We start from the raw sequence: 23939 nt of genomic DNA, 5'->3' as shown, positions 1-23939 counted from the left end.
TTATGCGTTTAATATTCCACCATCAATGGTCATGGCCGTACCTGTAATCCAAGAAGCTTCTTTGGAAACCAAAAATAAGGCTAGGTTGGCGATATCTGTCGGTTGCCCCAACCTTCTGAGCAAAGTCGTCTTTTCTGCATCGGCTACGGCCTCCTTCGGATTTTCGAAAGCTTCAGCTGAATTCCACAAAAGTGGGGTGTCTACTGGTCCGGGGCACATGGCGTTGATTCTTATATCCGGGGCATATTCTACTGCCAGTTGTTTCATCAATGCTACGGCCCCTGCTTTGGATGCGCAATACGCGGGGTGGTTGGGAAAACTCTTGAAAGCCGCTATAGAGGCATTGATCAAAATGGTGCCTTTTTTTGTTTTCAAATGGGGAATGGCAAATTTAGCAAGCAGATAAATACTGCTCAAATTGGTTGAAAGCGTTCTGTTCCATAAATCCTCTGAAAGTTCGATTACATTTCCCAGACCCAAAATTCCGGCATTGAGTGATACAATATCCAACCCACCGAAATTTTGAATGGCTACCTCTACCAATTCTCTATTATATTCAGCATTGCCTACATCGCCAGCCAAAAAGATTGAGCGGGGCAGGCTTTGTGCCAAGGCGTTGCCTTTGGTCTCATCTCTTCCCGATAAAACCAGATAGGCTCCTTCAGAAGCAAATTTTTGCGCAATAGCTTTACCCATGCCACTTGTGGCACCGGTTACAATACATACTTTGTTTTCTAATTTGCCGATTTCAAAAGTCTTAGTTGTTCTCCAATATTTTTTTTAAAACTACTTGAGCACTGTAGGTTCGGTTGTTGGCCTGTTCTATTACCAAGCTTTGGTCACTATCTAAAACTTCATCGGCCACTACCATATTTCTTCGCACTGGTAGGCAATGCATAAACTTTGCATTTCCGAGTTTTTCTTTGGTCATGGTCCAATTTTTATCTTGATTCAGAACTTGACCATAGGTATTATAGCTGCTCCAGTTTTTTACATAGATAAAATCGGCATCTTCGCAAGCTTTCTTTTGATCATGTTCAATAACCGAATCTTTGGTGACTTCAGGATTCAATTCATAACCCTCAGGGTGGGTAATGACAAAATCAGCATCCTGCAATTGCATCATCTGTACAAATGAATTTGCCACCGCATGTGGTAATGCTTTCGGGTGCGGGGCCCACGAAAGGACTACCTTAGGCCTTTTTTTAGTGTTTTGTTCCGCTAAGGTTATGGCGTCCGCCAGAGCTTGCAATGGGTGACCTACAGAACTTTCCATATTCACCACCGGAACGGAAGCATATTTTTTAAACCCATTGAGAACAATTTCGGCTTCGTCTTCCTTTTTATCGGTAAGTCCGGCAAAAGCCCTAATGGCAACAATATCGCAATATTGTGAAATTACTTGGGCAGCTTCCTTTATATGTTCCGATGTGCCTTGATCCATCACCGTACCATCGGCATATTCCAAGGCCCAACCCTCACTGCCAAAGTTCATGACAATCACATCCAAGCCCAAATTCATTGCGGCTTTTTGAGTGCTTAAGCGGGTACGAAGACTGTTGTTGAAAAATAGGAGGCCGATGGTCTTGCCTTCTCCCAGAGATTTTAACTTTTTAGGTTCTTTTTTAAGTTCCCTTGCTTCGTTGACCCAATCGTTTAGCGAGTCGATGTCATTTACTGAAAGGTAGTGTTTCATATCTTTATTTTCGTATGATTTGTGCCACCTGAAAAGGCGTCTGTAATAAAATTGTCATTGAGGCCGTTCACGATCCAAGTTTCAATACCTGCTTTTTGGGCAATAGTGGCCGCTTGTACTTTAGAAGCCATACCGCCAGTACCGTGGGTCGATTTTGAACTGCCTATTTCTTTTTTGATACCTTCGATTCCCGAGACTTCCTTAATAGTTGCCGGTTCACCGCTTTCCATTGATTGCTTGGTATATATTCCGTTCGTATTCGTCGCAATAATTAATAAATCAGCCTTTAAAAGGGCTGCGGTCAACGCTGCCAATTTATCATTGTCGCCAAATTGAATCTCATCCGCAGCGACCGTATCGTTCTCATTGATAATCGGAATGATATTGTTCTCTACCAAAATATCAATGGTGTTCTTGATGTTGGCTTTGGATTTCGGATTTTCAAAATCGGAATACGATAAAAGACACTGGGCCGCTGATAGCCCCAATTCTCTAAAACTCTCTTGGAACATGCGCATTAGATGGGGTTGACCAATGGCCGCTAAGGCCTGCTTTACTAAAATATCCTTACCGTTGTGCTCCAGTTTTACAAACTGTTTGGCCGCAGCAATCGCCCCAGAACTTACAACCACAAATTCGTAGTCGTTTTTCAATTGGGATATTTGCCTGCCGATATCTTCTAGTTTACCTCGGGAGATTTGATTGGTCTCTTTGGTAAGCGTATTGGAACCTATTTTTAGTAAAATGCGTTTTTTTCCCATTTTTGGGTACTTGTTTTCTTTTTGGTTTCTGGCTGTTCGTTAATGGTTATCTGTTGCTAGTTTATGGTAATGGGTCAAAAGACTAATAATATATCTTATATCTTAAGTCTTATCTCATTGTGCTAAACTTCTCCCAACTTTTACTAAGAACTGTAAACTGAAAAATAGCTTACCTCACTTGTCCACTGCCTTTTACATACCATTTATTCGTCACTAGATGTTGTAGTCCTATCGGACCACGTTGATGGAGTTTGTCCGTACTAATGGCCAATTCTCCACCCAAACCGAGCTGACCTCCATCCGTAAATCTGGTGGAAGCATTGTGATAAACCGCTGCACAGTCAATTCGGGACATAAAATAATCGGCTTTTTCCTCATTGGTGGTAATGATGGAAGCAGAATGCCCTCCGCTGTATTTATTAATTCGTTCAATGGCATCATCTAAGTCTACGGCCAGACCAAGAACAATTTTATAATCCAAGAACTCTTCATACCAAACTTTTGGGTCTATTATGGGAGTAGTTCCTTCAAATTCGGAAATAGCTTGATCGGCAATAATTTCGACTTTGTGTTCTTTTAATTTTTCAATCAATAAAGAAATAAACTCTTGTTTATCCGGTAATCCGGAAGCGATTAAAACCTTATCTAAGGCATTGCAGGCTGAAATCTTGGCCGTTTTCGCATTGATGATAATATCAATTGCCACATCTACATCCGCATCAGAATCTACATATACAAAGTTGTTTCCCCTTCCGCTTACGATTACGGGGCATGTGGCGTGTTGCTTAACGAAAGCAATTAGTTTTTCGCCACCGCGAGGCACAATCAAATCGACCTTTTCCGTTGGATTCTCCAAAAATTCTTGGGTTTGGGTACGGTTAAATTCTAAATACCCGACCCATTCTCTAGTGGTGTCATTGGCTTCCAAGGCTTTGTGCCATAGTTGAACCAATAATAGATTGCTGTTGAGCGATTCTTTGCCCCCTTTTAATAAAATTTTATTCCCCGATTTAAAAGCGATTCCAGCTGCTTCAATAGTCACATCCGGTCTTGATTCATAAATAATCAATATGGTGCCAAAGGGGGCTGTTTTGTTACTTACGCGCATGCCATTTTCATGGGTGAAGTTAAAACGCTCAATACCCAAGGGGTCCTCGGCATTTGCCAATTGATTCAACGAAAGTATCATTCCGTCAATTTTAGCATCGTCTACCTTTAATCGGTCGTGCATTGCCAAATCGCCACCTTGGTAACCTTCCATATCTTGTTTGTTGGCCAAAAGGATGGCCTCCCTCTCTTCATCAAGATATTTTGCCATACTCAAGAGTACCGCATTTCGCTGTTTTAAACTTAACAATAGGTTCATGCCAGTTCTTTTTTAAGGGCCTCAAAAAGGGTGTCTATATGACCTTCCGAAATATTTAGGGCCGGAAGTATCCTTAATACATGTTTGTCTTTTGCGCCACCCGTGAACAGGTGTTGGTTGTGAATCAGCTTTTTTCTTAAATTGGCCACTTCAAAATCAAATTCCAACCCCAGCATTAAACCTCTTCCCTTCACTTTTTTTACCTGTGGAATTTCAGCAGCCTTCGTCCTGAAATAGTCCTCCAGTCTGGCTGCGTTGGATATGAGGCTTTCATTTTCCAAAACTTCCAAAACCGCCAGAGTAGCGGCACAGGCCAAATGGTTGCCACCAAAAGTGGTACCCAATAGACCGTAAGAGGCTTCTATTTTTTCGTGAATAAGAATACCACCTACAGGAAAACCATTGGCCATTCCCTTCGCAATGGAAATAATATCAGGTTGAATACCGTGATGTTGAAAGGCGAAAAATTTTCCACTTCTCCCAAAGCCGCATTGAACTTCATCGGCAATCAATACTACCTTGTTGTTCTTACAGGCTTCCGCTATTTTTTGATAGAAATCAGTGGTAGGTTCATCCAATCCCCCAACCCCTTGAATGGCTTCTAAAATTACCGCGCATACATCGCCTTTGGCTAGCTCCGTATCCAAAGCATCTAAATCACCAAAATCTAAAAAGGTGACTTTCTGTTGTTGGTTAATAGGTGCATTGATTTTTGGGTTATCGGTAGCTGCTACAGCCGCAGATGTTCTTCCGTGGAAACTGTTTTTAAAGGAAACCACTCGCGATTTACCTGTGTGAAAAGAAGCTAGCTTTAGAGCGTTCTCATTAGCCTCGGCCCCAGAGTTGCACATAAACAAATTGTAATCTTTACAATTGGAAAGCCTACCTAATTTACCGGCCAGTTCTTCCTGTAACGGATTTTGAACCGAGTTGCTATAAAAACCTATTTTATCTAACTGGTCTTTGATTCGTTTTACATAATGTGGGTGCGAATGACCAATAGAGATAACCGCATGGCCTCCGTAAAAATCGAGATACGATATGCCTTTTTCATCGGTAACTACTATGCCCTCGGCCGAAACCGGAGTAACATCATATAAGGGGTATACATCAAATAATTTCATCTCTGTCTAATTAAGGCTAAATCTGATTTTCTTTAATTCTACTGATTTTATTGTACGAAGCGACTATACCTTGAATCAACGAAGAGCTCAGACCTTGATGCTCCATCTCGTTCAAACCTTGAATGGTACAGCCTTTTGGGGTCGTTACCTTATCAATTTCAGATTCTGGATGGCTGCCCGATTCTATTAATAAGGTGGCGGCGCCGTTACAAGTATGCATGGCAAGTTCTTGCGCTTCTTTGGCATCGAAGCCTAATTGAATGGCACCCTGTGTGGTGGCACGAATCAAACGCATCCAAAAAGCGATTCCGCTGGCACATATTACGGTAGCCGCTTGCATTTGACTCTCGGGAATTTCCATTGAGTGCCCCATTCTGTTAAAAATAGCCTTGGCAAGTTCTACCTTCTTTTTGCCTTTTTCGTTACTGCAAATACAAGTCATTGACTGCCCTACTGAAATAGCGGTGTTGGGCATACTGCGAATAATATTTTGTTCGGCACCCAAGATATCTTCCATCTTTTCGATACTATAACCAGTTATGGTAGATATAATGACATGCTTCTCGGTCAGTAAATCTTTGAAATCGTTTAAAATCGACTCTAACTGGCTTGGTTGAACGGCCAATATGAGAATATCAGAATTTTGTACTGCCAAACGATTGTCGTTCGTAACGGTAACATTGCCGTAATTCTCGAACTTCTTAATATTTTCTGTATTGCGCTTGGTCAAATACATGGTGGTGGCACCGTTAGAATTTAGAATTCCTTTTGCAATTGATATTCCTAGGTTTCCAGCACCGATTATTGCTATTTTCATTTTTGTTCTAGTTGTATGTTCGTTCCCCGTTTTTCTAATCTATGGCGTGTGAATTGACCTTTATATATTCGTTCGCTTTGATATATTGCGAAACGAAAATTTAATTCTTCACAACTCTTAAAAAACTCCCGCTTTTAAATTAAGTCCGGCACCTTCTTCTTGCCCAAACATTAAGTTCATATTCTGAACGGCCTGTCCTGAAGCTCCTTTTAACAAATTATCAATGGCCGAGGTTACCAACAGCGTATCGTTGTGTTTATGTAAATGGATGTGGCACTGGTTGGTGTTCACGACCTGCTTTAGGTTGATGGGTTCTTCTGCAATCTGAGTAAAAAGTGCATCGGCATAAAAATCTTCATATAGGGCGATGGCCTCCTCTATGCTTCCGTCGAACTTCGTATATGCCGTTGCCAAAATACCCCTAGTGAAATTTCCCCGATTAGGGAGGAAAAACAACTCTCCACTGTTTTTTTGTAAGGAGTGAAGACTTTCGTTGATTTCACCCAAATGCTGATGGGTAAATGGCTTATACCAACTGATGTTATTGTTCCGCCAGCTGAAATGTGAGGTAGCCGATGGGCTCACTCCGGCACCAGTGCTTCCGGTAACCGCATTCACATGAACATCGTTTGAAAGTTTGCCAGCCTTTGCAAGAGGTAGCAAGGCTAATTGAATGGCCGTTGCAAAGCAACCCGGGTTGGCAATGAAATTCGCTTTTTCGATTTCAGATTTCTTTAGTTCAGGTAGGCCATATATGTATTGATTGCCCTGAAAAACCGAATCGCCTTCTAGTCGAAACTCATTACTCAAATCAACAATTTTAGTATCACTCGAAAATTGGTGTTCCTCCAAAAATCGTCCCGAATTACCGTGCCCCAAACAAAGAAAAACCACATCTACATCAGAATTTACCTTTCCGGTGAATTCCATTTCCGTTGTACCCAATAGGTCTGGGTGTGCAGTGGTCAGTTTTTTACCTGCCCTTGTTGTACTGAAAACAAAATCGATATCCGCTTGCGGATGGTTCAAAAGTATTCTGATTAATTCGCCACCGGTATACCCCGACCCCCCAATTATACCTGCCTTAATCATCACTTGGGTTTACGTGGTTATAAATTTTGCCCGAGTTGGATAGAATTTTGATAAAGCCTTTGGCGTCATCTGCCGTCCAACCCTTATTCATTTCGCCATAACTGCCAAATGAAGCATTCATAAGGTCGTGTTGAGAAGAAATACCGTTCAACCTGAACTGGAAGGGGTAGAGGCCTACGAACACATCACCTGAAACTGTTTTTTGGGTGTCGGTCAAGAAAGCCTCAATATTTCTCATAACAGCATCTAGGTAGTTGCCCTCATGTAGAAGCATGCCATAAAAATTACCTTGCTGTTCTTTTTGAAATTGTTGCCATTTTGTCAAAGTATGTTTCTCCAACAAGTGGTGCGCCTTGATAATGATTAGAGATGCGGGCGCTTCAAAACCTACTCTTCCTTTAATTCCTATAATGGTATCGCCAACGTGTATATCACGCCCGATAGCGTACTTGCTGGCCAAGGCATCTAATTTAACGATGTTGTTAACGGGCGAATCTTTTTTTCCGTCAATAGCTATCAACTCGCCCTTTTCAAAAGTCAATTTTACCTCTTGAGGTTCCTTTTCCTGTAGTTGACTAGGGTATGCAGAATCGGGCAACGGTTTTTCTGATGTCAAGGTTTCTTCACCCCCCACCGAAGTGCCCCAAAGGCCTCTGTTGATAGAGTATTTTGCTTTTTCCCAAGAGTAGTCTACCCCATTCTCTTGAAGGTATTTGATTTCTTCTTCCCTCGCTAATTTTTTGTCCCTAATAGGGGTAATTATCTCTATTTCGGGAGCTATAATTTGAAAAATCATGTCGAACCTTACTTGGTCATTACCGGCACCGGTACTGCCATGTGCGATGTAATTGGCCCCTATTTTTTTTGCGTATTTAACGATTTCGATGGCCTGAACGATTCTTTCGGCACTAACAGAAAGTGGATACGTATTGTTCTTTAGTACGTTACCAAAAATGAGGTATTTGACCACTTTATCATAAAAGGTTTCTACCGCGTCTATAGATAGGTATGAGCTTGCCCCTAATTGCAGTGCTTTCTTCTCGATTTCGGCAATTTCTTGTTTTGAGAAACCTCCGGTGTTTACGCTTACGGCATGCACTTCGAAACCTTTTTCTTTTGATAGGTACTTGGCACAATAAGAGGTGTCTAATCCGCCGCTGTAGGCTAAAACTAATTTCTTCATTTTTATTTTTTCTTTAGGAACAAACTTTCTTTAATACTTTTTAATCTTTCAAATGTTTTGGTGCTCGGCTTCTCTTTGGACTTCTTTTTAGTCTTTTCTTCCGGGTCGTAAAGCATACCGGTGCAAAGGCACATTTTTCTTTCGGTACGAGTTAGCACGTCAAAGTTCTTGCAGGTCTGGCAACCTTTCCAGAATTCAGGGTCATCGGTTAGTTCAGAAAAAGTTACCGGCCTATAACCCAATTCATAGTTCATTTTCATAACTGCCAAGCCCGTAGTGATACCGAAAATTTTGGCATTGGGAAACTTCTCCCTAGACAGTTCAAAAATGCGTTTTTTGATTTGCTTGGCTAATCCCTGATTTCTATAATCTGGGTGTACGATAAGACCTGAGTTTGCAACGAATTTCTCATGGCCCCAGACTTCTATGTAGCAGAAGCCCGCGAATTTATCCCCATCCAAAGCGATTACGGCGTTGCCGTTCTGTAACCTCTTTTGAATATATTCAGGGGTGCGCTTTGCGATACCTGTACCGCGAACCTTTGCAGATTCAGCAATCGTATCGCATATGATGCTGGCGTATTTAAAATGAGATTCGTTAGCAATTAATATTTTCATTGCTATGCTTGTATGCTAAAATTAAACTTAAAAAGACTTGTGGAAGTTGTGCGGAAATGGACTCACCTATTTCCATATCAAATGAAACACCCTTACGGGCGACGACGGATGTGAAGCGGACGTACCGGAGCAAGACTGCTCATTAATTCTAAAATATGTAGTTGTCCTTCCATTGAAATTCAAATGTACAAGAATACATTGAAACGACAACAATACTGTATTAATTATTACGAAAAATTAGTTTGAGCTTACCTAATTTAACAAACTCGTAAACCATAAATCCCAATACAGAAATATATTCAACTGCCAAAAGCCACAGATTCTCCTGAAAATCAGCGTTCGAATAGGCAAAGTAGCTCAAGGTAGCGGCAGCCGACCAAATAATCGGGAAACGGTATTCGGTGAAAAGACTGAGAACGACTAGAAAGATAATATACCAAGGGTGCACCGTTGGGGTTATAAAGTAATAAAACGTTAAAACCCACATCATAGAGCTGACAAGAACAGGTAATTTTTCATTGCTTCTAAAAAACGAAAATAGTAGAATCACTACGATAGTGGCCACCTGGGTGATCTTGCCATAAGTCTTGATGAGTTCCCAGGGTTTGGCATCCATTTGAACGGCTATATATTTTATTGCATTGTAAATTCCTGCATTGAACTCAAAATTTGAGAACCACAGGCCGACCGTTTTGGAGTAGTTGGGTACCAGTTCGGGAGAAAAAAAAGGTAGAAATAATGATACAGTTATTAGCCCGGTCAGTAGATAAAAAATGACGCTCTTTTTGATTCCGAATTGTTTCCAGAATAAGGGAAGGAACATTAGCGGAACTAATTTGATGCCTATGGAAAAAGCATACGGAACGGTACTGAACAACCATTTTTTAGTAGAAATAAGATAGAGGGCCAAAACAAAGAAAAATAACATAACGCCCTCAAAATGTAGATTACCGGTCAGTTCGATAATGACCAAAGGATTAAGGAAATACCAAAAAATCAAATGTGGTGAACGATTCAGGTTTTTGAGCAGTTTTCTGCCGAAATAAAGAATACCTAAATCAAATAAAATGATACTTAGGCGCATTACTAAAACCGAAGCAAAAAGGCTTTGACCACCAATAAGGGCGGCAATAGCAAAGAAAAGTTGGTTGAGGGGCGGGTAATTACTGAAATGCTGCGCACTTAGTTCCCCCATGCCGTTGTGCAATACCTCCGAATTCGGAATGGTCTGCACACCTTGCTGCATCAAACTGTCGGGCGAAAGTAAATAGGGGCTTACGAACTGCGATACCAAATGACCATCCCATACGAAGCGATAAAAATCTTGCGATAGATTGGGCTCTGCCATGATGAATAGTAATCTGAAGATTACACCAACAATGGCAAGAAATTTTAAATTGAACTTTTCAAAGCGAACTAGGCGGAGACAGATAAAGAACAACGCCGCAAAAAGGGTAATGAGTTTTATGAAGTCGCTACGGTCTAAGTGATACGCGAAAACATAATAGAATACCGCACTTAGCAAAGCAAGTAGAATGGGTATTTTATGAAGATTCCAATACCTGGTAAAGCGATTCGACATTAAAGTTCAATTGGGTTGCAGCCGAAAAAATAAGAAAATTTGACGGAACAACTACCCAAAATTTTTTGCCGTAATCTGGTCTTGTTCGCTAGGCCCTTGCCGTCAATGATTTGGTGAAAACAAAACCGAAACCTAAGAACAACATAAAATGAAACGGGAACAAACCGAAGTCATTCAAAGGTATCGCGCTGTACATACCGAATAAGAAATAGCACATAAGTAAAGCCTCAAAAATCATGTTCGGAGAGAGCTTTTTGGTCAAATATTTATTGCCTTTCCAAGAATCGGTAAGATTGTTCAAGTTAAATTTAGGAGTACGAACGAACTCGCTGCGTTTGCCAATATGCCCTTCAAGAACCGCTATCGAGTTGTGCAGTGAAAAGCCTAAGGCTACCGAGAAAAAGGTAAAGAAAAGCTTGATGTAGTCGACAAAATTGTCAAAACTACTGCCTTGAATACTTTTATAGGTAAACCAATAACATATGAAGAGAATAATGGTGCTCAGTACAAAGAAGCTCAATAAGCTGAAAACAATATCGAACTGTGGGTAAAGCGCTTTGATGTACATAGCCGGTATGCTCAAAATAGATACCAAGAAAACGCACAAGAACATAGAACTGTTCAGCAAGTGCATAACGCCATGAAATTTGGTTTTAAGCGAAATATTCTTTGCGGAAATAACGCTCATCACCGATTTTCTAAAGTTCTCGGCCCCGCCCTTGTTCCAACGAAACTGTTGGGATCGGGCCGCACTGATCACCACAGGAAGTTCAGCTGGGGTTTCAACATCTTCGAGATATTTGAACTTCCAATTTTTTAATTGGGCGCGATAGCTTAAATCTAAATCTTCGGTCAAGGTGTCGCCTTCCCAGTTACCGGCATCTAGAATGCATTCTTTTCTCCAAATACCTGCCGTACCGTTAAAGTTGATAAAATGACCTTTTGCATTTCTACCTACTTGTTCAAGGGTAAAGTGTGCATCTAGGGCAAAAGCCTGAATACGGGTAAGAGTCGAATACTCTCGGTTGATATGCCCCCAACGTGTCTGAACTACGCCAATTTCGGGGTCTTTAAAATAGATAACTGTTTTTTTCAGCCAATCGCCCGAGGGCATAAAGTCGGCATCAAAAATGGCTATAAACTCACCTTTGGCAATTTCAAGACCTTCTTTTAGGGCGCCGGCCTTAAAACCTTGCCTGTTGGTTCTTCTTATATGCTTGATGTCAAGGCCTGACTTTTGCAAAGCTTCAACTTTCGCAGCAGTTTCTACTACAGATTCGTCAGTAGAATCATCAAGTACCTGAATTTCCAGTTTGCTTTTCGGATATTCAATTTTAGCGATATTCTCAAGCAAACGGTTCATGACATACTCTTCGTTGTAAACGGGCAGCTGTATGGTTACATGAGGAATTTCCTTAGGGTCAAGAAGGTTGAATTTGGGGGCAGTTTGGTTTCGCCTTTTGTAGCCTAGGTAATTGACCAATAAGTTCAATTGGGCCAAACTGTAAAAAAATATCAATAAAAGCGCTACACTGTAGATGGCTAGAATGATATAAGAGATCAATAATCCCATAGTATTATTTTATGCTGTATTTGAAAATCCAACCTAATATTTTTATGCCAGCAAATATACTACCTTTTGCGGTACCCGACACTTTTGAAACACCAATTCTTTTTTTGTAACGCACTGGTACTTCGGTATATGCCAATTTTTTTTTGAGCGCTTTCAACTGCATTTCCACCGTCCAGCCGTAAGTTTTGTCTTCCATGTTGAGAGACAACAACTTATCATAGCTTATAGCTCTAAACGGACCCAAATCGGTAAATGTTGCCCCGAAAAGCAATTTCATTAAAAAAGTGGCCAGCCAATTGCCGAATATTTGCTGTGGAGTCATGCTTCCATCTTCCCTAAGCCTTTTTGCCCTTGCACCGATTACGAAGTCGTAATCGTGCAAAATAATGGGTTCCACCACCTTAACCAGTTCTTCGGGATAGTCGGAATAGTCTCCGTCAACAAATACGATAATATCCGGTAGTTTGGATTGTTTTGAAACATAATCCATTCCCTTTAAACAGGCGTAGCCGTAACCCTTTCTGTTTTCGGTAAGAACGGTCGCTCCTGCGGCCTTGGCGTTGCTTTCGGTCTTATCTGAAGAATTATTGTTGACAACAATTATTTCTGAAACAACATCGGGTATTTCATTGATGACCGAGGCTATTGAATCGGCTTCATTGAAAGCTGGAATAATCACTTTTATGTCAGGCGAATTTGGAAAACGAATAGCCATCAATCAATTGAACATGGTTAAATGTGACGTTACTGCTGACAAAACTAAGCTATTCTTATCAAGCACCTAAATGAAGCCCAAAAAGTACCAATTCTAGGGTCTGATCATTATTTTTTTGAATTGACCAGGTCCATCAAATCAACGTCATTGCCCAACAAGACGTCTTTACTATTTATACGCCCCTCGAGCGGGCCATTTTCAAGTTTCAATACACCTCTTGGGCAGACTGCCGAGCAAATTCCGCAACCTACGCAGCTCGACCGAACAATATTTTCACCCTTTTGGGCATAAGCGCGCACATCAATACCCATTTCACAGTAAGTGGAGCAATTACCACACGATATGCATTGTCCGCCATTAGTGGTAATTCTGAATTTAGAAAACAAGCGTTGCTGAAAGCCAAGAATGGCAGCCATGGGGCAACCGAAACGGCACCAGACCCTACTGCCGAAAATAGGGTAGAACCCTGTGCCGATTACCCCCGAAAATATACTGCCGATAAGAAATGCATAGGTTCTTCTTAACGTCTCCGATTTAAAGAGAAATACATTTCCGTCGCCACTGAAAAAGTGAAAACCGATTAGGGCGATTATAATGATGAAATACCCAATGGCACCATACTTTGCATCCTTTTTCAATTGCTCCCTCTTATAAATCATTGCCCAGGCAAATACGATGGTAAGAATGAGGGCCACGCCCGTTAAAAAGGTGGTTTTAGTAAGCCAATATTCACTGGTGGCATTGCCCAGGTAAGAATAGATTACAGCGGTGGTCATTAAAGTAACGAAGACAACAACGCTATGAACGACCCACCGTTCAACCTTCCAAGCAAATTGACTCTTATCACTTAAGTGCCTAAAGGGGTCGCCTACCGTTTCTGCCAAACCTCCGCAGCCACAAACCCATGAACAGTACCAACGTTTGCCGTATTTATAGGTTAAGATAGGTGTGATGACGAAAATGGAAAGAACCCCGAATATGAGTAGCGCCAAGCCAATATCTCCGGCATCGATAAAACTGTTGACCCGATATCTCTCAAAATTGTAATAGTTGAGCGGCCAAATATTTTTTAAATCGTAATAGGGTAGAGAAAAGGTTTCATTATTGAGCCTTGCCATGAATTCCGGAATAAGAAAGGCAAACGCGGTCTGAAAAAACATGACGCTAAAGGTTCTTAAGCGTTCATAGGCATTATGCCTGTACTTATACAAAAACTTGATTCCAAAAGCTAGAATGGCAACGGTGTAGAGCGTACCGTAAACAAACCATTGGCTCGCAGGATTTCCACTTAATACCTTGCTCAATGGGTCAAATAGAGCAATAAGACCGGTGTTGTCACCGTCTTTTACAAGTCCGAGATATTGTGGGTAAAAGTAAAGAACAATATAAAAGCCAGTTAATAGTAAGCCGGAGACCCATCCCCAAAAACCACGACTTGAAATCGATTTGAACATCACTCCGTCGTTTTTGATTCCCGCGGGTTTATGGGCATACGAAGCCCAAGTAAACCAAATGGTGCCTAAAGTGATTGCTGAAAGAGAAGCCATGAGCCAAAAAGTTCTGTGGCTGAAACCTATATTCAGTAGTGCCAAAACCAAAATGCCCAGGCCCGATAGCCCTACAAGGGTCGCTAACTTCTGTGAAAGGTCAAGGGCCTTTGGTGGTTCGCCGGTAAGAGCCATACTTCTATCAACTGTTCTCATAAAAATTTAAAATTTACCGGTAATCAATTGGTTGTAATGCTTAATATTCTTTTCCAGCTTCTCTTTCTAACTTGAATATTTTTGCCTTTTTCAGAATTATACGAATCAACGATTTGATGCTCATATCGACTATAGAATTCAGGGTCAAAATTGGCATCTTTCAAATGCTCCATTACATAGTCAATGCTTGTATACTCGCTTAACCAATGGTCGAACACCTCGTGTCGCATACGAATGCCAAATGTATTGATGCCCAAGAATAGGTTGGTCTGCTTTTGATAGGCTATCGTTAAACAAATATTCTCGCTAGAATGCCTCCAATGAAAATGTAGTTCATCTTCACTTTTATTCTTATCGCTAAATACCCAACCATAGGTATGATATTCAATATCAAGAAACTTAGCGGAGTTGAACCAGTGTCCGGGGTTGTATTCGCGGCGATTACCGCAAATGGTTTGGGCAACCGTTTCACCCATCATTCTTCCGGTGTACCAAACGGCCTCTACCGGCCTTCTATGACCAATGGCTTCTCGCTGTTCTGCACAATCACCAATAGCGTAAACATCTTTTATATTAGTTTCTAGATATCGATTGACCAAGATGCCTTTGCCTAATTGTAAGTCACTACTTTTTAAAAAGTCGATGCTGGGGCTAACCCCGGCAGTAAGACCCACAAAATCGCATTCAATTTCCTCTCCAGTTTCCTCGATAATTACAGACTGTACATGTTCTTCTCCTTTAATTTCCCTTAAGCTAGAGCCTAAACGTAAATCTATGTGGTGCTTTTTGATATGCTCATTGAGCATTTGCGATTCTCCTGAAGGTAAAACCCCATCCCAGAAACTAGCTTCACGAACCAAAAAGGTGACAGGAATTTCTCTACTTCGAAGCATTTCGCATAGCTCTATTCCTATCAGGCCGCCACCTACAATAACAGCTCTTTTGCATACCTTGTTGTTTGGGGCATTGGTTTCCAGTAAATCTAAATCTTGTTTTGAAACGAGACCTTGAACACCTTTAAGATTTTGGCCCGGCCAACCGAATTTATTGGGTTGAGAACCTGTGGCGAGAATAAGTTGGTCATATTCTAAATCTCGGTTGTCGGAGGTATGTAAAGTTTTTGACTTGAAGTCAATTTTCTCGACATACGCCTGAACGAGTTCAATTTTGTTTTTTTTCCAAAACCAGTCTTCATAAGGTTGGGTGTGCTCAAATTTCATATGCCCCATGTATACGTACATTAGGGCGGTGCGAGAAAAAAAGTATTTAGTCTCGGCAGAAATAATCGTAATTTTTTTGTCGGAAAGTTTTCTGATATGACGTGCAGCGGTCACACCTGCTATTCCGTTTCCTATAATGACAACTTTTTCCATAGAAATAATGAGGGCAATCGCTGATTCAGTCGTAAACTTTATACGGTCTTACCTGAAAAGTTTAATTTTTACGCAATTTAAATAAGTGGGTCAATAGTTCAAATACATTTACGAATGGTCATAAGTTACGCTTTTATCCTTGCCAAAAATAGATTGTCCGGCTACTTTTAAGGTTGGTCCGTGATTTGCGGTAAAGTATAAACATGGCTTATCAATCTACGAGAAAAACGAAAAACAACCTATGAGAAGCGCATTCATAATACTATTGCTACTGGCTCCACTGAGTGTGATGGAGCAGAAAATCGAAAGGTTTTTTAATAAAAGCGATGTGTTCTTAAAAGCTTACGTAGACAAAGGGAGGGTCAATTACGAAGCAATAAAAAGGAATCAATCTCAATTGGATGAGCTTTTGAATATGGCAGAGGAAATGGATGTAGATATAAGCCAACCTGAAATTTACAAGTCTTTCTGGATAAACGTTTATAATCTCGCGGTTATAAAGGGTATTACATTACAATACCCAATAGATTCACCATTGAATGTTTCAGGTTTTTTTGATAAGGTCAAATATAGTGTCGGAAGAAAAGAATTGACCTTGAACGAAATTGAAAACGATATGCTTCGCGCCCCATTTCCTGATGAGGCCAGGTTTCATTTTGTTCTTGTCTGTGCAGGTCTAGGTTGCCCTCCCATAATTAGTACTGCTTATCGCCCTTCTTTATTAGAAGAGCAGCTGGAAGCCCAGACTCGAAAAGCTATCAATGATAAGAAGTTTATAAAGGTAGAAGGTGACCAAGTTCGTATCTCGCAAATATTTGAGTGGTATGAAGAGGATTTTACCCGTGATGGTAAAAGCATCTTGTCTTTTCTAAACAATTATCGAAAGAGCCAACTTCCCGAAAACGTAAAAATTTCGTACTACCCCTACGATTGGTCGTTGAACCAAACCGAATGATTTTTTAAATACTCGGCGGAATTATTATATTTCAGGAGTGTAAATTTTTTGACTATGAGGTGGTTAGGCCTTTTTTTGTTGTGTTTTTTTCAATTTTCATGTTCAAGCCAGCAAACCGAAAAAATTAACGGGGTCAGTTTTGTGGCCTCAAGGGAGGCGGTAGCTCAAGAGCATGTTCAAGAGCTTTTAAATATTCATGCCAACCATGCGGCCATTATGCCTTTTGGTTTTATTCGGACTGTCGATGAGCCCGAAATAGTATTCGATAGTGATAGACAATGGCATGGCGAAACTAGAAAAGGGGCCAAGCAGTATATTGAAATGTTGCATAAAAACGGAGTAAAAGTGATGGTAAAGCCCCAAATATGGATTTGGAGGGGTGTTTTTACCGGGTCTTTTGAATTAAAAACCGAAGAAGACTGGGCGATTTTTGAGAATTCGTACGAAAGATTCATTCTCAACTATGCCGAAATGGCTGCTGAAACCAATACCGACATATTTTGTATTGGCACCGAACTTGAAAAGTTTGTAACCAATAGACCTGATTTTTGGAATGCCCTTATTCCTAAAGTAAGAAAGATTTACAAAGGAAAACTTACCTATGCCGCTAATTGGGACGAGTATAAAAGAACTCCTTTTTGGTCTCAGTTAGATTTTATAGGTATCGATGCCTACTTTCCGTTGTGCGAACATGAAACCCCCACGGTTGAGCAATGTAGGGTCGGTTGGCAGAAACATAAACCGTCTATTGAGCAACTAGCGGAAACCGTTGATAGACCTGTACTTTTTACAGAGTTCGGTTATAGGAGCGCCCACCAGACAGCATGGAAACCTTGGCTTGTAGATATGCATGATAATCCCGCCAATATGCAGGGTCAAGTGAACGCGACCAAGGCTATTTTTGAAGAATTCTGGTCAGAAGATTGGTTCGCAGGCGGATATGTTTGGAAATGGTTCATCAACCATAAAGAATCCGGAGGGGAGAACGACAATAGGTTTACTCCTCAAAATAAACCTGCTCAAAACGTAATAAAGGAGTTTTATCGGAAATCATAAGCCCTTTCTAAATAGACTTGCCGAGCCAATAACTGTTGTATTCTTCTTCGAAGGCTAAGGTTTTTAGGTCCTCCATTCGATCGATGAAAAGAACGCCATTCAAATGGTCGAGTTCGTGTTGGGCTACTATAGCTGGAAAATTCTCCAATTCTAATTCAAAATTTTCACCATCCTCATTCAATGCCTTCAACCGAATTTTTTGGTGTCTTTTTAATTGCCCTCGAATGCCCGGTATGCTAAGGCAACCTTCCCAACTATCTATTTTCTGATCGGATACAACTTCTATTTCTGGATTGATTGCAATTACAATAGGAAAGTTCACTCTATTGGGGTAGCGAGGGTTGTCTTCAATTTCGATTACAAAAACCCTTTTCAATACATCTACTTGTGGTGCCGCAATACCCACTCCGTTTTTATCTCGCATGGTCGATACCAGGTTTTTCAAGAAAGTCTGAAATTCCGGTCGTTGAATTTCTTCTATTTCGACCGTTTCGCAAACATTTCGAAGGTTTGGGTTGCCCATTCGAATAACTTCTAAGCTTGCCATGGCTATTTATTTTAGACTTTTAATTTCTTCGGTTTCAATTTTTGATAGTTTTTCGAGATTACCTGCTTCATACATTTTAGGCAAGTTTTCAAGTGGAGTGCCTATGGGGGCCTTATAATTGACATAGTCTTGAAATCTGATGCCATCAACTGTTCTTACGTTATAGGCACTTCTAAACCTGACCCCGCCATCATTGGTGTTGTACTTGTAGGCAAGATAATCCATAGTGTTTTTATTGGCATGTATCCAATAAAGAAAAACGTCTTCGTAGTCAACGCCTCCGCCTTCTTGCTCAAAACTAACTTTAATAAGGTCGTAGGGCTCATTTTTAATGTGAGTAGCACCAACATATTCTTTGTTTACCGCAGCATCTTTTAGTTTATGCGGAAGGGTGGCGAAGTAAACCACCGAATTCAAGGCCTCGGTATACTTATTAACATCCTTTGAAGAGAGACTGGTTACTTGTCCGTCAATTATTCTAGTGAGGCGACCGTTCTTTAATGAATCTAAAAACTTTTGCCCATCTTTAACTTCTTCTGCCGTATAGATAAAACCGCCCTCGTTGTTCTTAAAAGTGAATTTCTTCTTTCTGAAAACAAAGCTATAATAGGCGGTATCATAAAGCTTTCCGCCGTGGGTAGAAATGGCACGTTCAATAATTTTTTGGGCCTTCGATGTTTCAGCGGTAGTATTATCAGGTGCCTTTATTTTTTTCTCCGAATTGCAAGAAAAAATCAATAGTGCCAGAACAATGGCCGAAAAGGTGTTTTTTAAGTTCATATGGTTGTTTTAGAACGGGCCCAACTCAATAGGGGCCATCTATAGGTCGATTTTATGGTCTTTTTCATACAGTTTGACCTTGTATTTTTACGTCAAAGATTCTAAAATTTTATTGTTGATGAAATGGTTAACTAAATTTTAGCACGAGTTGATGATATATTCATTCGTTCTTTAATTTTGTGCAGAGTGAACACGTTAGGCATTATTTTTGATTTTTTGGGGTGTGAAGTGCTGAAAATGAATCGATTTTTTCTCCCATATTTTAGAGTGGTTTTTTCTGTTTTGGTTACTTTTTTCGTAGCTGAGGTGGCCTTTGCCCAAGATTCGGTAAAAACCGTTGTAGCCAAAAGAGGCGATGGTATACTTTCTTTGTTGAGAAAAGAAGGGATCAACCCCTATGACCATTATGATGATTTTATTGCAATGAATCTTGATAACCTTCGAGATAGCATTCATTTGTATGAGGGTAGAAGGTATTTGATACCATCGGTCGAGCTCGATTCGGTAGAGGTTGTTGAGTCTATTGAGAAGAAGTCAAAAGAGGTAGTAAAAATAGAAGGTGAAGATTTCGCCATTTTCGGAAAGAAACATGCAACAGTTCTGAAAAACAGCGATAGGCTGAAAGGCAACGTCTATTATTTGGTTTCGGGTCATGGTGGTCCTGACCCGGGGGCAATGGCCAATTACGGGGGTAAAATGATTGCGGAAGACGAGTATGCATACGATATTACTTTACGGTTGGCCAAAGAGTTGATTTCGCATGGTGCACTGGTCTATATCATTATACGCGATGAGAATGACGGTATTCGTGATGAAAGGGTACTAGAAATTGATCATGACGAGGTGGCTTACCCTAACAAAACTATTCCCTTGAATCAGGTAGCTCGTCTTAAACAGCGGGTCGAGATTGTAAACGATTTATACAGTAAACATCGTGGAAAATACCAGCGATTGATAGTTACACATGTTGATAGTAGAAGTCGTGGTCAGAATATTGATGTTTTTTTCTATCACCATGAAAAGAGCAAAAATGGTAGAAAGTTGGCGGAGAGCATACATACTACCTTTCAAAAGAAGTATCAAAAATTTCAGCCTAATCGAGTTTATTCCGGCACTTTTGAAGACCGTTCATCACTGTATTTGGTTAAAAAGACGCATCCGGCGATGACCTTTATCGAGATAGGAAACATCAGGAACAAAAAAGACCAACGCCGCATTTTAGATCCTGATAATCGCCAAGCTTTGGCCAAATGGATATCGGAAGGTGTTCTACTCGATTATGAAAAGTAATTTTTACGCCAGCACTTTCCTTCTGTAATAATCGTAAAGCTGTTCCGGGTCGGCACCCAAGGCATTTTTTAGGTGGATGACTCCGAAATGGTACTGTAAGCGAAACATTCCAATAGCATCATAACGCCTTGCTGAAGTGGTTACGTAGTCAGGTATTATCGAGAAATTATTTGTTTTATAAATTCTGCCGATCAACTCACTGTCTTCATAAATGACGTAGTTCTCATTGAAGCCATCTAACTTTTCGAACAGTTCTTTGGTGATGTACAGAGATTGGTCTCCACCACGGCAAATCAAGAAATTGAACCTTGTACACCAAGAGAAAAAGGCCAAAAAAAGGCTGCGATTGTTAAACCTAAGTCGAAAACATCCTGCTTTATTTCCCTTTTCGTACAAGCTGACAAGGCATTCGATAAAATTCTCTGGTGGAAGGGTGTCTGCATGAAGAAAATACAGTACGTTCCCGCTTGCTTTTCGAGCTCCGAAATTCATTTGTGCAGCTCTTCCCTTCGCGGATTGACATAGAGTGACATCGAAAGCGGAAGCAACGGCAACGGTTAAATCGGTACTTCCCCCATCAACTACAAGAATCTCATGAAGATGTGATGAAATGTTGAAGTTGGTCAGATAGCCAAGGAGTTCAGCAATATGTTCCTGTTCATTATAAACAGGAATGACAATACTTATTTTGGCTTCCTCCATAAAATCAAAATACTAGCAGCAACCACCACCATTATAGTGCCATGTACTCTCGCTAATATGAATTTCGTCATTGGAACGAGCAAGTGCCGCTGCTGTCTTATCGCAGATCGCAAGAGGTTGATTTTGCATCAAGACATGGCCCTTTTGATCATCGAAATAGGGCTCGTTACCATAATAGATAGCAGTTTTTCCTGTAAAAATACACGGCCCGTCTTCTGGCATGGGGTCTTTAATTGCTGCAATTTCAATTGATTCGATATAGATCAGCTCATCAGTAGGGTAGTGGTTGGGCGAAAGAACGCGGTATGATTTTCTTGCGCGAACCTCAATTGTGCCGAAACCTGAATCGGTAAGCGTTTTGATGTATTCTTGAAGGGGTATGCTACCGCTAAGACACAGGGCTCGAAGCCTATCGTCATTTCGTAGTTCATCGTTCATTGGTTGTTCGCAGATGGGATCACTCATCACTAATCGGCCATTCGGTTTTAATACGCGATACATTTCTGCAACCGCCTTTTTTAAGTCTTCGGTCTTGAAAATGTTGAAGAGACAATTTTGGGCGGCAACATCAATACTTGCATCTGCGACGGGCAGGTTCAAGGCATCACCTTTTATGAGATTGACAAACTTGCTGCTGAACCAATCGTTTTCTTCTTCGGCAATCTTGAAATTTTTTCGAGAGGCTTCCAACATCTCGTCGACTACGTCAATACCGGTTACACCACCTTCTTGTCTTGAGAAGTATGAGAACTGAAGCAGTTCCATACCACCGCCGACGCCTACGTACAAAACCTTAGGATCATTGATAAGGTCTTGGGCAGAAACGGTACTTCCGCAGCCGTAGTTCATCTCTTGCATAATTTTAGGGATGGAAAGACCTGGAAACTGCCAAACAGGATTTGTTGTGCAGCAAAGGCCCACATCTGGCGTAAGGGCCGCTTCTTTGTAGAGGTCATTGGTCGCTTCTAAATAACTCATAGCTTTTTTATTAATTCTTTGAACAATTTAACCATTTTAGGCTCAGCTTTACCGGCTACCTCGATAATCTCTTGAACGTTTACAGGTTCAAGATTTTCAGGGTCGCATTCATCGGTCAATACCGAAACGGCTACTATTGGTAGTTTTAGGTGGTTGGCGACGATAACTTCAGGTACGGTGCTCATGCCGACAGCATCTGCACCGATTATCTTTAGCATTCTATATTCTGCCTTGGTCTCTAATTGTGGGCCGACCACCGAGGCATATACACCTTTTCTTAAAACAATATTTTCCTTCTCGGCAATGGCCGAAAGTTCTTTTCGCATATCGAGATCATAAGGTTCGGCCATATCGGTAAACCTTTCGCCGTATTGACTTACACCCTTAAATGCCAAAGGTGAGCCACCTTGAAGATTGATGTGGTCTTCGATAAGCATTAGGTCTCCTTTTTTAAAATCAAGATTGATAGCTCCGGCGGCATTTGAAATGAATAACTTTTTTATTCCTAGTTTATGCATGACCCTGATAGGGTAGGTAATATCTACAAAATCGTATCCTTCATATAGGTGAAACCTGCCTTGCATGACCACTACTTTTTTTCCTTCAAGGGTGCCATATATTAATTTTCCGGAATGAAATTCAACAGTCGCAAGAGGGAAAAACGGAATATGGTTATAATGAGCTTCAATAGCTTCTTCAATTTGATTGGCCAGTTTGCCCAAACCAGTACCTAGTACAATGCCTATTTCAGGATTTTCAAACCCTTTGGCTTCTAGGTAGGCGGTAGATTCTTCTAACTGTTTTGGTGTCATTTCCTGCTATTTTTTAGATAAGGTTGAAAGACGGCTAGGTCTTTTATGTCTTCGTAAAGGTCAATATCATTACGTTCTTGCAAAAGAACATAATTGGTTTTTTCTAAATCGGATAAGGTGTTTTTCAGTACTGAGGAGGTTCCCCATTGCTTTTCTTTGAACAAGTTCGCTTCAAAACTAGTCATTCCCAATAGATAGTAACCGCCATCTTCAGCGGGGCCGACTACAAACTCATGTTTTTCTAGCAGGTTGAAGGCGTTCTTCAAGTCTTTTTGGGTGAGGTCGTACATGTCGCTGCCGATTATGACGATACGCTCAAAACCGTTTTTAAAACCCTCGGTAAAAGCTTGGGCCATTCGTTCGCCCAAGTCATGACCTGACTGCAATTTTTTTTCATAGTTCGAATTGTTCCAAACATCGTTTTCCCAAATGGTTTCTGAGTACCAAACCTCTTTTACTATCTCTAGGTTATGCGTGATACTCGCTGTGTGGCGCAATAAAAACTTGTAAATGTCAAGTGCGGCTTCATCTCCTATGGTAGCCGCCAATCTGGTCTTGCATTTTCCTAATTCTGGGTTGCGAGTAAATATGAGCAATAGGTTCTTTGAATTCAAATCAATGGCTATTTTTTAAATTGTAGTTGGCATTTTGCTTGGTGGGCGAAAAGGCTAGTTCCTTACAAGGTCTTCTACCGAATACACCTTTTGGCCCTTTAGCAATAGTTTGCCCCAATGTTTGTTGAAAGCGTGTGTTTGATCGGTAGGCTGGCCATCTGAATTATAAACTGTATTGCCTTGATTGACCCATTCAAAGATGCCCCCGTAAAGATTTTTAACGTTGGGGTAACCTGCAGCTATCAACTCTTCTGCAATATCTTCAGAACGCACACCAATCGAGCAGTATACGATGAGCTCTTTCTGTTTATCAGGTAGTTTGTTGGTTATTGATTGAAGGTTGAAATTTTTATATCCTATCCATAGGGCATTGGGCAAATGGCTCACATTGAATTCATGCCATTCCCTTGCATCTAAGAAAATGGCCTCCTTTTCAGTTTTTACCTCCGAAACTGTGATATAGGGTACACTTTCTTTGTTCCATTTCTTTAAGGCTTTATCAATACGGGTCTGGGCAAAAATGAACGAACCGAACATCAAAAAGCTAAAAATGAGTAGACGCTGTTTCATGGGTTTTTTTAATCTATGTAAAGATAGTACTTT

24 protein-coding genes are annotated in these 23939 nt (G+C 40.8%); 3 read left to right on the top strand and 21 right to left on the bottom strand.

Annotated elements, in window-relative coordinates; translation table 11 throughout:
- From D1013_RS18230 to D1013_RS18165, 14 genes are all read right to left on the bottom strand, one after another.
- Nucleotides 1-747, bottom strand: coding sequence for an SDR family NAD(P)-dependent oxidoreductase (locus D1013_RS18230; RefSeq protein ID WP_317173277.1), 747 nt, complete (start codon nt 745-747; stop codon nt 1-3).
- Nucleotides 748-757: 10 nt separating this feature from the next.
- Complete coding sequence (locus tag D1013_RS18225; protein ID WP_121850189.1) at nt 758-1696, bottom strand: N-acetylornithine carbamoyltransferase; 939 nt, start codon at nt 1694-1696, stop codon at nt 758-760.
- Complete coding sequence (gene proB / locus D1013_RS18220) at nt 1693-2457, bottom strand: glutamate 5-kinase (protein WP_121850188.1); 765 nt, start codon at nt 2455-2457, stop codon at nt 1693-1695. Before proB ends, D1013_RS18225 begins: the two co-directional genes overlap by 4 nt.
- A 169-nt stretch (nt 2458-2626) precedes the next feature.
- Nucleotides 2627-3823 (bottom strand): glutamate-5-semialdehyde dehydrogenase, encoded by a 1197-nt coding sequence (locus D1013_RS18215; protein ID WP_121850187.1) that lies wholly within the window; start codon nt 3821-3823, stop codon nt 2627-2629.
- On the bottom strand, nt 3820-4947 hold the full coding sequence (locus D1013_RS18210; RefSeq protein WP_121850186.1) for an aspartate aminotransferase family protein: 1128 nt from the start codon (nt 4945-4947) through the stop codon (nt 3820-3822). The genes D1013_RS18215 and D1013_RS18210 overlap by 4 nt, the downstream gene beginning before the upstream one ends.
- Before the next feature lie 16 nt (nt 4948-4963).
- Nucleotides 4964-5764, bottom strand: coding sequence for a pyrroline-5-carboxylate reductase (gene proC / locus D1013_RS18205; protein ID WP_121850185.1), 801 nt, complete (start codon nt 5762-5764; stop codon nt 4964-4966).
- 117 nt (nt 5765-5881) lie between these two features.
- Nucleotides 5882-6856 carry an N-acetyl-gamma-glutamyl-phosphate reductase gene (argC, locus tag D1013_RS18200; RefSeq protein WP_121850184.1) on the bottom strand — a complete coding sequence of 325 codons (975 nt, stop codon included), beginning with the start codon at nt 6854-6856 and terminating at the stop codon, nt 5882-5884.
- A complete protein-coding gene (gene argG / locus D1013_RS18195; RefSeq protein WP_121850183.1) occupies nt 6849-8039 on the bottom strand; it encodes an argininosuccinate synthase in 1191 nt (396 codons plus the stop codon). The genes argC and argG overlap by 8 nt, the downstream gene beginning before the upstream one ends.
- Before the next feature lie 2 nt (nt 8040-8041).
- The gene (locus D1013_RS18190) at nt 8042-8656 is read right to left on the bottom strand and encodes a GNAT family N-acetyltransferase (RefSeq protein ID WP_121850182.1); all 615 of its coding nucleotides are present in this window, start codon (nt 8654-8656) and stop codon (nt 8042-8044) included.
- A gap of 220 nt (nt 8657-8876) precedes the next feature.
- A complete protein-coding gene (locus tag D1013_RS18185) occupies nt 8877-10238 on the bottom strand; it encodes an MptA/MptB family glycosyltransferase (protein ID WP_121850181.1) in 1362 nt (453 codons plus the stop codon).
- A gap of 88 nt (nt 10239-10326) precedes the next feature.
- A complete protein-coding gene (locus D1013_RS18180; protein WP_121850180.1) occupies nt 10327-11811 on the bottom strand; it encodes a cellulose synthase family protein in 1485 nt (494 codons plus the stop codon).
- A 4-nt stretch (nt 11812-11815) separates the two neighbouring features.
- The gene (locus D1013_RS18175; protein WP_121850179.1) at nt 11816-12526 is read right to left on the bottom strand and encodes a glycosyltransferase family 2 protein; all 711 of its coding nucleotides are present in this window, start codon (nt 12524-12526) and stop codon (nt 11816-11818) included.
- A gap of 107 nt (nt 12527-12633) precedes the next feature.
- Nucleotides 12634-14229, bottom strand: coding sequence for a 4Fe-4S binding protein (locus tag D1013_RS18170; RefSeq protein ID WP_121850178.1), 1596 nt, complete (start codon nt 14227-14229; stop codon nt 12634-12636).
- Nucleotides 14230-14252: 23 nt separating this feature from the next.
- On the bottom strand, nt 14253-15602 hold the full coding sequence (locus D1013_RS18165; RefSeq protein WP_121850177.1) for an NAD(P)/FAD-dependent oxidoreductase: 1350 nt from the start codon (nt 15600-15602) through the stop codon (nt 14253-14255).
- 241 nt (nt 15603-15843) lie between these two features.
- Here D1013_RS18165 and D1013_RS18160 point away from each other — a divergent pair, with 241 nt between their 5' ends.
- Together D1013_RS18160 and D1013_RS18155 are read left to right on the top strand one after the other, a co-directional pair.
- On the top strand, nt 15844-16557 hold the full coding sequence (locus D1013_RS18160) for a DUF547 domain-containing protein (RefSeq protein WP_121850176.1): 714 nt from the start codon (nt 15844-15846) through the stop codon (nt 16555-16557).
- 54 nt (nt 16558-16611) lie between these two features.
- A complete protein-coding gene (locus D1013_RS18155; protein ID WP_121850175.1) occupies nt 16612-17613 on the top strand; it encodes a glycoside hydrolase family 113 in 1002 nt (333 codons plus the stop codon).
- A 7-nt stretch (nt 17614-17620) separates the two neighbouring features.
- Here the strand turns inward: D1013_RS18155 and def are convergent, their stop codons facing one another.
- Complete coding sequence (gene def, locus D1013_RS18150) at nt 17621-18160, bottom strand: peptide deformylase (RefSeq protein ID WP_121850174.1); 540 nt, start codon at nt 18158-18160, stop codon at nt 17621-17623.
- Nucleotides 18161-18166: 6 nt separating this feature from the next.
- The gene (locus D1013_RS18145) at nt 18167-18940 is read right to left on the bottom strand and encodes a DUF6503 family protein (RefSeq protein WP_121850173.1); all 774 of its coding nucleotides are present in this window, start codon (nt 18938-18940) and stop codon (nt 18167-18169) included.
- 237 nt (nt 18941-19177) lie between these two features.
- Between D1013_RS18145 and D1013_RS18140 the strand changes: the two genes are divergently transcribed.
- A complete protein-coding gene (locus D1013_RS18140) occupies nt 19178-20230 on the top strand; it encodes an N-acetylmuramoyl-L-alanine amidase family protein (RefSeq protein ID WP_121850172.1) in 1053 nt (350 codons plus the stop codon).
- A gap of 3 nt (nt 20231-20233) precedes the next feature.
- Here the strand turns inward: D1013_RS18140 and D1013_RS18135 are convergent, their stop codons facing one another.
- The 5 genes from D1013_RS18135 to D1013_RS18115 are packed head-to-tail and all read right to left on the bottom strand — an operon-like array spanning nt 20234 to nt 23906.
- Entirely contained in the window at nt 20234-20932 is a 699-nt protein-coding gene (locus D1013_RS18135) for a TIGR04283 family arsenosugar biosynthesis glycosyltransferase (RefSeq protein WP_121850171.1), read from the bottom strand.
- Nucleotides 20933-20944: 12 nt separating this feature from the next.
- Entirely contained in the window at nt 20945-21910 is a 966-nt protein-coding gene (gene arsM, locus D1013_RS18130) for an arsenosugar biosynthesis arsenite methyltransferase ArsM (RefSeq protein ID WP_121850170.1), read from the bottom strand.
- Nucleotides 21907-22722, bottom strand: a complete 816-nt coding sequence (locus D1013_RS18125; protein ID WP_121850169.1) for a purine-nucleoside phosphorylase — start codon at nt 22720-22722, stop codon at nt 21907-21909. The genes arsM and D1013_RS18125 overlap by 4 nt, the downstream gene beginning before the upstream one ends.
- Nucleotides 22719-23336: a TIGR04282 family arsenosugar biosynthesis glycosyltransferase gene (locus D1013_RS18120; RefSeq protein ID WP_225621409.1), complete on the bottom strand. Its 618-nt coding sequence runs from the start codon at nt 23334-23336 to the stop codon at nt 22719-22721. The genes D1013_RS18125 and D1013_RS18120 overlap by 4 nt, the downstream gene beginning before the upstream one ends.
- Nucleotides 23337-23390: 54 nt before the next feature.
- Nucleotides 23391-23906 carry a rhodanese-like domain-containing protein gene (locus tag D1013_RS18115; protein ID WP_121850167.1) on the bottom strand — a complete coding sequence of 172 codons (516 nt, stop codon included), beginning with the start codon at nt 23904-23906 and terminating at the stop codon, nt 23391-23393.
- Nucleotides 23907-23939: the final 33 nt, after the last annotated feature.

Source organism: Euzebyella marina (assembly GCF_003687485.1).
In the GTDB taxonomy this organism is placed as follows: domain Bacteria; phylum Bacteroidota; class Bacteroidia; order Flavobacteriales; family Flavobacteriaceae; genus Euzebyella; species Euzebyella marina.
Note: the sequence above shows the minus strand (reverse complement) of the source record. Positions and strands in the feature narration are given on the sequence as shown.

Excerpts from the sequence above, each read along its gene's own strand:
- D1013_RS18115 (WP_121850167.1), bottom strand. The coding sequence starts at position 23,906 with ATGAAACAGCGTCTACTCATTTTTAGCTTTTTGATGTTCGGTTCGTTC.
- proB (WP_121850188.1), bottom strand. The coding sequence starts at position 2,457 with ATGGGAAAAAAACGCATTTTACTAAAAATAGGTTCCAATACGCTTACC.
- argG (WP_121850183.1), bottom strand. The coding sequence starts at position 8,039 with ATGAAGAAATTAGTTTTAGCCTACAGCGGCGGATTAGACACCTCTTAT.
- D1013_RS18175 (WP_121850179.1), bottom strand. The coding sequence starts at position 12,526 with ATGGCTATTCGTTTTCCAAATTCGCCTGACATAAAAGTGATTATTCCA.
- D1013_RS18225 (WP_121850189.1), bottom strand. The coding sequence starts at position 1,696 with ATGAAACACTACCTTTCAGTAAATGACATCGACTCGCTAAACGATTGG.
- D1013_RS18210 (WP_121850186.1), bottom strand. The coding sequence starts at position 4,947 with ATGAAATTATTTGATGTATACCCCTTATATGATGTTACTCCGGTTTCG.
- D1013_RS18145 (WP_121850173.1), bottom strand. The coding sequence starts at position 18,940 with ATGAACTTAAAAAACACCTTTTCGGCCATTGTTCTGGCACTATTGATT.
- D1013_RS18215 (WP_121850187.1), bottom strand. The coding sequence starts at position 3,823 with ATGAACCTATTGTTAAGTTTAAAACAGCGAAATGCGGTACTCTTGAGT.
- D1013_RS18165 (WP_121850177.1), bottom strand. The coding sequence starts at position 15,602 with ATGGAAAAAGTTGTCATTATAGGAAACGGAATAGCAGGTGTGACCGCT.
- D1013_RS18185 (WP_121850181.1), bottom strand. The coding sequence starts at position 10,238 with ATGTCGAATCGCTTTACCAGGTATTGGAATCTTCATAAAATACCCATT.
- D1013_RS18190 (WP_121850182.1), bottom strand. The coding sequence starts at position 8,656 with ATGAAAATATTAATTGCTAACGAATCTCATTTTAAATACGCCAGCATC.
- def (WP_121850174.1), bottom strand. The coding sequence starts at position 18,160 with ATGGCAAGCTTAGAAGTTATTCGAATGGGCAACCCAAACCTTCGAAAT.
- argC (WP_121850184.1), bottom strand. The coding sequence starts at position 6,856 with ATGATTAAGGCAGGTATAATTGGGGGGTCGGGGTATACCGGTGGCGAA.
- proC (WP_121850185.1), bottom strand. The coding sequence starts at position 5,764 with ATGAAAATAGCAATAATCGGTGCTGGAAACCTAGGAATATCAATTGCA.
- D1013_RS18180 (WP_121850180.1), bottom strand. The coding sequence starts at position 11,811 with ATGGGATTATTGATCTCTTATATCATTCTAGCCATCTACAGTGTAGCG.
- D1013_RS18170 (WP_121850178.1), bottom strand. The coding sequence starts at position 14,229 with ATGAGAACAGTTGATAGAAGTATGGCTCTTACCGGCGAACCACCAAAG.
- D1013_RS18125 (WP_121850169.1), bottom strand. The coding sequence starts at position 22,722 with ATGACACCAAAACAGTTAGAAGAATCTACCGCCTACCTAGAAGCCAAA.
- D1013_RS18160 (WP_121850176.1), top strand. The coding sequence starts at position 15,844 with ATGAGAAGCGCATTCATAATACTATTGCTACTGGCTCCACTGAGTGTG.
- D1013_RS18140 (WP_121850172.1), top strand. The coding sequence starts at position 19,178 with ATGAATCGATTTTTTCTCCCATATTTTAGAGTGGTTTTTTCTGTTTTG.
- D1013_RS18155 (WP_121850175.1), top strand. The coding sequence starts at position 16,612 with ATGAGGTGGTTAGGCCTTTTTTTGTTGTGTTTTTTTCAATTTTCATGT.
- arsM (WP_121850170.1), bottom strand. The coding sequence starts at position 21,910 with ATGAGTTATTTAGAAGCGACCAATGACCTCTACAAAGAAGCGGCCCTT.
- D1013_RS18135 (WP_121850171.1), bottom strand. The coding sequence starts at position 20,932 with ATGGAGGAAGCCAAAATAAGTATTGTCATTCCTGTTTATAATGAACAG.